The organism is Brevundimonas sp. CURTG3B2_SDJG (assembly GCF_057364705.1).
The window spans coordinates 1-4,862 of record NZ_JBNFOJ010000213.1 but is presented as its reverse complement, the minus strand read 5'-3'; the positions used below and the strand labels follow the sequence as shown (position 1 = coordinate 4,862).

The 4,862-nt window shown below is 69.1% G+C and carries 6 protein-coding genes and 1 pseudogene; all 7 read left to right on the top strand.

Annotation, left to right across the window (positions count from 1 at the left end; translation table 11 throughout):
• Positions 1–577: heparinase II/III domain-containing protein (locus AC2W7C_RS13415; RefSeq protein ID WP_486001884.1), on the top strand; the 577-nt coding region annotated here is incomplete at its 5' end.
• Positions 578–710: 133 nt separating this feature from the next.
• Positions 711–1,616: pseudogene (trxA, locus tag AC2W7C_RS13410) on the top strand (thioredoxin).
• Positions 1,617–1,630: 14 nt separating this feature from the next.
• Entirely contained in the window at positions 1,631–2,287 is a 657-nt protein-coding gene (locus AC2W7C_RS13405) for an LON peptidase substrate-binding domain-containing protein (RefSeq protein ID WP_486001883.1), read from the top strand.
• A 100-nt stretch (positions 2,288–2,387) separates the two neighbouring features.
• Entirely contained in the window at positions 2,388–2,582 is a 195-nt protein-coding gene (locus tag AC2W7C_RS13400) for a Trm112 family protein (protein ID WP_486001882.1), read from the top strand.
• 351 nt (positions 2,583–2,933) lie between these two features.
• Positions 2,934–3,923 carry a bifunctional helix-turn-helix transcriptional regulator/GNAT family N-acetyltransferase gene (locus AC2W7C_RS13395; protein ID WP_486001881.1) on the top strand — a complete coding sequence of 330 codons (990 nt, stop codon included), beginning with the start codon at positions 2,934–2,936 and terminating at the stop codon, positions 3,921–3,923.
• A 9-nt stretch (positions 3,924–3,932) separates the two neighbouring features.
• The gene (locus AC2W7C_RS13390; RefSeq protein WP_486001880.1) at positions 3,933–4,136 is read left to right on the top strand and encodes a twin transmembrane helix small protein; all 204 of its coding nucleotides are present in this window, start codon (positions 3,933–3,935) and stop codon (positions 4,134–4,136) included.
• Positions 4,137–4,139: 3 nt separating this feature from the next.
• Positions 4,140–4,712 (top strand): cob(I)yrinic acid a,c-diamide adenosyltransferase, encoded by a 573-nt coding sequence (locus tag AC2W7C_RS13385; RefSeq protein ID WP_486001879.1) that lies wholly within the window; start codon positions 4,140–4,142, stop codon positions 4,710–4,712.
• Positions 4,713–4,862: the final 150 nt, after the last annotated feature.

The following is a 4,862-nucleotide window of genomic DNA, read 5'->3' as shown; positions in this document are numbered from 1 at the left end:
CCTGCGCCTGCCCCCCGGCCATTCGACCCTGACCCTTGGGGAGCGCGCCACCGGCGAGCCCCTGGGCGGCTGGAAGGGCGATCTGCTGGGTCCCCGCCTGATCGGCCGCCCGCTGCACGTCACCGCCGACCGGCGCGACGGCGAGGGCGCCGTCTGGCTGGAGATCGAGCACGACGGCTGGGTCCACGACTTCGGCCTGCTGCACCAGCGCCGCCTCTACCTGGACCAGCGGCTGGACGAGCTGCGGGCCGAAGAACGGCTCCATCCCGCACCCGGCCAGAAGGACGTGATCCGCGCCATCGCCGCCCCCTACGCCGCGCGCTTCCAGCTGGAGCCCGGCGTGCAGGCTTCCCTGGCGCGCGACCGCCGCTCCATCCTGCTGCGCGGCCACTCCGGGCGCGGCTGGTGGTTCCGCACCGACGGGCCCGACGTGGCGATCGAGCCGTCCGTCCACATCGACGACGGCCTGACCCGCCGCTCGCTCCAGATCGTCGTGCGCGGCTCGGCGCGGACCGATTCCGAGACCAAGATCCGCTGGAAGCTCAGCCCCGCCGGCGCGGGCGGCGATCCTTCCTAGTGCGCCTACCGCGCTTCGCGCTACTTGAGGCGAGATTTGGATGCGCCCGCCGCGCTTCCCGCCACTTGAGGCGCGCCGCGCGCGGGACCATCTGACGGCCTTCCGCGTTACGATTGATCCGACAAGGACCGACATGACCTTCGCCGACCCGACCGCCCTGCCCCCGGCGCCAATGGCGACCTCATCAAGGAAGGCTCCGACGCCGGCTTCATGAAGGACGTCGTCGAGGCCTCCAAGACCCAGCCGGTGCTGGTCGACTTCTGGGCGACCTGGTGCGGCCCCTGCCGCCAGCTGACCCCGGCGCTGGAGAAGGCGGTCCGCGCGGCCGGCGGCGCGGTCAAGCTGGTCAAGATCGACGTCGACAAGAATCCCGCCTACGCGGGCCAGTTGCGGGTGCAGTCGATCCCGACCGTCTACGCCTTCGTCAACGGCCAGCCCGTCGACGGTTTCCAGGGCGCCGTCCCGGAAAGCCAGCTCAAGGCCTTCATCGACAAGCTGACCGGCGGGACCAGCGCCAATTCCGATATCGAACAGCTGCTGTCGCTGGGCGAGGAATCCCTGGCGCTGAGCGACCTGGGCGCGCCGCCCGCAGGCCTTCGCCCAGGTCCTGACCCTGGAGCCGGGCCACGAGAAGGCGATCGCCGGCATGGCCCGCGTCTATCTCGCCGACGGCGACGCGGACCAGGCGCGCCAGACCATCGCCATGGCGCCACAGGACTCCAAGGATCCGGCGGTCCAGTCGGTGCGCGCCCAGCTGGCCCTGGCCTCGGCCCCGTCGGACGCGGGCGCCGAGCTGGAGGCGAAGGTCGCCGGAAACCCGAACGATCACCAGGCCCGCTTCGACCTGGCCGGCGCCCTGGCCGCGTCCGGCGACCTGAAGGGGGCGGTGGACCATCTGCTGAAGATCGTCGCCGCCGACCGCGAATGGAACGACCAGGCCGCGCGCAAGCAGCTGCTGACCGTGTTCGACGCCGCCGGAGCCACGTCCGAGGTGGCCAAGGACGGCCGGCGCCGCCTGTCGTCGCTCTTGTTCGCCTAAGTCGGGAGGTTTCGGTGGCTCAAGGTTACATCAGGGCCGCCGACCTGCCGCAGGTGATCCCGGTCTTTCCGCTGTCGGGTGTGCTGCTGCTGCCGCGCGGGCAGCTGCCGCTGAACATCTTCGAGCCGCGCTATCTGAACATGGTCGATGACGCCATGGCGGGCGACCGGATCATCGGCATGATCCAGCCCGCCGGCGGATCGCAGAGCCAGCCCCGCTTGTCGCCCGTGGGCTGCGCGGGCCGCATCACCAGCTTCAACGAGACCTCGGACGGCCGCTATCTGATCACCCTGACCGGCTGCTCCCGCTTCCGGCTGACGGCCGAACTGCCGGTCCAGACCCCCTATCGCCAGGTTCGCGCCGCCTTCGCCCCCTTCGAGGGCGACCTGACGGCTCCGCCCACTGACGAGGGCGCCCTGGACCGGCACAACCTGCTGGAGGCGCTGAAGGCCTATCTGGAGACCCGCGGCCTGGACATCGACTGGGAGACGGCGGAAACCGCGCCGCCCGAGGCCCTGGTCAACAGCCTGGCCATGGCCCTGCCGTTCGAGCCGCCCGAGAAACAGGCCCTGCTGGAGGCCGAGAATCTGGACGAACGGGGCCGGGTCCTGACCGCCCTGATGCGCATCGACGCCGCCGGCGACGGCGAGGACGGGCCTTCGATGCAGTGAAGATAGGTTCTAGGGTCTAGGGATTAGGTTCTAGGGAGCCTTGAACCCCGATCCTCGCCCTCCCTAGAACCTAGAACCTAGAACCTATACCCTTCGCCGCATGTCCGACGCCTTCCACACCCCGATCTCCGTCGACCCTCGCCTGCTCGAGGTGCTGGTCTGCCCGGTCACCCGCGGCCGGCTGACCTATGACCGCGACCGCCAGGAACTGGTGTCCAAGGGCGCCAAGCTGGCCTTCCCCATCCGGGACGGCGTGCCGATCATGCTGCCCGAAGAGGCGCGCAAGCTGGACTAGGTGGCTAGTGGCTAGTGGCTAGTGGCTAGTGGCTAGTGGCTAGTGTTCACTCATTTAAAGCAAAGCAGGATCAGCAGCTTATATTTTCCGCTCATCCCCGCGAAGGCGGGGACCCAGTTCTTTTGTCGGCGCAAGGTTAGCGGGATTGTCGTTTGCGGCTCCCTGGCGCGGCCGGATCGCCCAAAACACTGGGTCCCCGCCTTCGCGGGGATGAGCGGTATCGAGTACGGGCCCTGAGTAAAGCAACGCCACCGTCCGACACGACGATTGTGAATGTCCGTCTGGCTCGACAGCCGCTTTCGGCTATTGTATATCGAGTTATATAACTGGATATCATTCTGAGCGCCGGTGATGGTCGAAGACATCGTGAAGGAACAACCGCACCTGTTCCTGGGATCGCGGCTGAAGCGGCTGGGCGAGCGGATGCAGGCCGAGGTGCTGAAGGTAGTGGAGCATGCGGGTCTTCCGATCCAGCCGGCCCAGTATCCGCTGCTGGGCGCCCTGGATCGGCATGGACCCTTGTCGGTCGGCGACCTGGTTCAGGCCACCGGCGTCAGTCAGCCCGGAGTCACCCGCAACCTCGCCCGGCTGGCGGAGATGGGGTTGGTGGCGACCGACGCGACGGGGCGCGACCGCCGCCGCCGCGTGGTCTCGCTGACCGAAACGGGTCGCGAGATGATGGCCCGCTCCCGCCGCGAGGTCTGGCCGCGGGTCGAGCGGGCCGCGCGCGACCTGTGCGACGAGGTGGACGCCGCCCTGACCGGGACCCTGGACGCGATGGAGGCGGCCCTGGACCGCAAGTCGCTGGACAGGCGCGCGCTGGAGGCCCCGGTGCTGGGCGGGCTGCAGATCCTGGAATACTCCGACGGCTTGGCGCGGGCGTTCCACGACATCAACGCCGAGTGGATCCAGACCATGTTCGCGCTGGAGCCGACCGACCGCGAGGTGCTGGAGAATCCGCGGGAGCGGATCATCGACCCCGGCGGCGACATCCTGTTCGTCCGCGCCGGCGACCTGGGCGTGATCGGGGCCTGCGCCCTGCAGAAAACCGGACCGGACCAGTACGAACTGACCAAGATGGGGGTGCGCGGGGTCGCGCGGGGTCGCAAGGCGGGCGAATTCCTGTTGGACGCCATGATCCGCCGCGCCGGCCGGCTGGGCGCCAAGAGGCTGTATCTGCTGACCAACCGCAAATGCGCGGCGGCCATCCACCTGTACGAAAAGGCCGGCTTCGAGCACGACGCGGGGATCATGGCCGAGTTCGGCGCCCGCTATGCGCGCTGTGATGTCGCGATGCTGTATCGGGGGCCGCTACTGGCTTCGCCGGAGGCGCAGGCCTAGGATCGGGCCATGACGGTTCTCGACATCCTGATCGTGCTGGCCATCCTGGCGGTGGCCGTGACCTTGGCGTTCGGCCTGCGCGCCCTCTACCAGGACGGGCCCGAGGCCCGGTCGCGGTCCAACAAGCTGATGCGCCTGCGCGTCGCCCTGCAGGCGGTGGCGATCGTGCTGCTGGTCATCGGCATGTGGTGGAAGTCCACGCACGGGGCCTGATCCGTGGTCGTTCTGAACCGCATCTACACCAAGACCGGCGACGACGGCCGGACGCGGCTGGCCTCGGGCGCTCCGGCGTCCAAGAGCGACCTGCGGGTGGAGGCCTACGGCGCGGTCGACGAACTGAACGCCGTGATCGGCGTCGCCCGCCTGCATTCGGGCCAGAACGACCGCATCGACGCCATGCTGGGCCGCATCCAGAACGAGCTGTTCGACCTGGGCGCGGACCTCGCCACCCCCCTGGAGCCGCCGCCCAAGTGGGAGGCGCTGCGCATCCTGGACAGCCAGGTGGAGCGGCTGGAGCAGGAAATCGACTGGATGAACGAGAGCCTGAAGGCGCTGGACAGCTTCATCCTGCCCGGCGGGGCGCCGCTGTCGGCCCACCTGCATCTGGCGCGCACGGTCTGCCGCCGGGCGGAACGCGAGGCGGTGCGGCTGGTCGAGAGCGGCGAGGCGGTGACGCCAGCGGCCATGCGCTATCTGAACCGGCTGTCCGACCACCTGTTCGTCGCCGCCCGCCGGGCCAACGCCAACGGCGCGGGCGACGTCAAATGGAAGCCGGGCGCGACGCGCTAGGGTTCAGACTCATTTAAAGCAAAGCAGGATCAGCAGCTTGGATTTCCGCTCATCCCCGCGAAGGCGGGGACCCAGTTCTTTTGTCGGCGCAAGGTCGGCGGGATTGTCGTTGCGGGCCCCCTGGCGCGGCCGGATCGCCCAAAACACTGG